At 35.8% G+C, this 1,091-nt stretch carries 2 protein-coding genes; both read left to right on the top strand.

What is annotated here, in order from left to right; all coding sequences use genetic code 11:
- On the top strand, window positions 1-571 hold a 571-nt coding region (locus FTV43_RS15770), incomplete at its 5' end, for a hypothetical protein (RefSeq protein WP_218950820.1).
- Window positions 572-581: 10 nt separating this feature from the next.
- Window positions 582-1,046, top strand: coding sequence for a hypothetical protein (locus FTV43_RS15765; protein ID WP_179995867.1), 465 nt, complete (start codon window positions 582-584; stop codon window positions 1,044-1,046).
- The last annotated feature ends 45 nt before the right edge of the window (window positions 1,047-1,091 follow it).

Raw genomic sequence — 1,091 nt, 5'->3', positions numbered from 1 at the left:
TATTGCCAATAGAATTAGTTTAGAGGGTAAAGCTCATAGCGATAGTATGATACACAAGAAAGCTCACGAGAGTGCCGAAAAGCTTGCAAAAGAAAGGGGGTTATTTACAGCGGTTGAAGTCAAGGAAATGAAAAAGGAAATGACAAAAGACCTTAGAAAAGAGATAAGCAGAGCTTATACTCAATGCCGAAATAAGTCCACCTCAATAGAACACTTCCAAGAACTAATGCATAACAAGGGGTATGACATTAATTTGACGATAAATAAACAAGGAAATATGCAAGGCTTTCGAATAGTAGAAAGGCAAACAGGACAAGACTTTAAAGCTTCGGAGATAGGAAAAAATGTAAGACTTGCAGACTTAACCAAAAAGATAGAAGAAAACAAACAAACTATACAGCAAGCAAAAACAATACTTCAGACCCCTAAAATAGCCAATAGATTGCCCAAAGAAATAATGAAACAAGTACCCCCAACCCTTAACGTAGCTTTAGATATGGCTATAAAAGTGGTTGAGTATGCAAAAGACTTAGTGCAGACATTAAGCAGAGGACACGGAATAGGATATTAAAATAAACGATATGAGCGAAAAGAGAATATCTAACGAAACGTTAGGAAAAGTAGTAGTACAAGTAGTGAAAGACCTTGAAAAGAGCCTTAAAACGCACGAAAAGACACAGAAAGAACAACAAAATGAATTACGAGAGATAACAAACAAAGCTGTAATCCAATTACGTGGAGAGTTAGACCGTATAGAGAGCTTTTCAGTCGATTTAAAGCCTTTAGACGAAAAGATGAAGAACTACATCAACGAAATAGAGAAAGCATCAGAAAAGGCAAAAAAGGAGTTTCAAACGCCTATGCTTGGAATGCGAGTAGTAGGAATATTTGCTTTTGTTTTATTGGCTGTGTTAGCCTTTTCTTTTTTCACTATTAACCAAGCCAAAGAGCTTAAAAAAGAGCGAGAAAGTAAGGAGCGATTTATCGAGTTTATTAAGGCTGATGAAAAGAGAATAAAAGAGTTCAATGAGTGGGCGAAGCAATAGAACTTGTTTTGTTCGGAAAATGCTAAAAAAACCTACATGCTTTTT

This window comes from Acinetobacter sp. YH16053 (assembly GCF_013417035.1).
In the GTDB taxonomy this organism is placed as follows: Bacteria; Pseudomonadota; Gammaproteobacteria; order Pseudomonadales; family Moraxellaceae; genus Acinetobacter; species Acinetobacter towneri.
Note: the sequence above shows the minus strand (reverse complement) of the source record. Positions and strands in the feature narration are given on the sequence as shown.

Bases quoted from the DNA above. Each gene is read 5' to 3' on its own strand.
- FTV43_RS15765 (WP_179995867.1), top strand. From the start codon at position 582: ATGAGCGAAAAGAGAATATCTAACGAAACGTTAGGAAAAGTAGTAGTA.